Annotated in this window: 1 pseudogene; it reads right to left on the reverse strand. The window is 40.8% G+C overall.

Annotated elements, in window-relative coordinates:
- Positions 1 to 369 (reverse strand): annotated as a pseudogene (locus R8N47_RS28735) (carbohydate-binding domain-containing protein); the annotation flags it as partial.
- Between the last annotated feature and the right edge of the window lie 133 nt (positions 370 to 502).

Raw genomic sequence — 502 nt, forward strand, 5'->3', positions numbered from 1 at the left:
AGCAAAACCATCAAACTTATCAGTTGGTTCAAGTTTGTGTAGATCTCGCGGGACGCCGTAGCATTAAAAAAGTTCATTGTCGACATCTAGGATCAAACGAATGCTGTGAAAGTAGATCGCCCAATCTTTTGAGTTAACTGCTTCGCCTTGGTTTACTAGCGTCATGTTGACCTTGTTACAAGATGCCCACTCAGCGCCCAAATCCTGACATGCCAGCTCCTCATTAGCACCATGGTTAGTGAGCACTTGATACTGGATATCAAGGTTATCAGCCAGTGAATTTACAACTTGTTGCTCAGAGCTTTGCAGAGCAGAACAACCTGCTAGTGTTGCGATAACAGAAGCAGCAATCAAACTAGGTTTCAACATCTTACTTTCCCCAAAAAGTCAGTGGTTCAAAACGACAATTACGCAATTTAAAAGCACCCAAATCTGTGGTGCTCAACAATGTCATTCAACATACAATCAGTTATTTCTAAGCGTAAAATAAATAAAAGTAAGA

This window comes from Vibrio sp. 2132-1, from assembly GCF_033344315.1.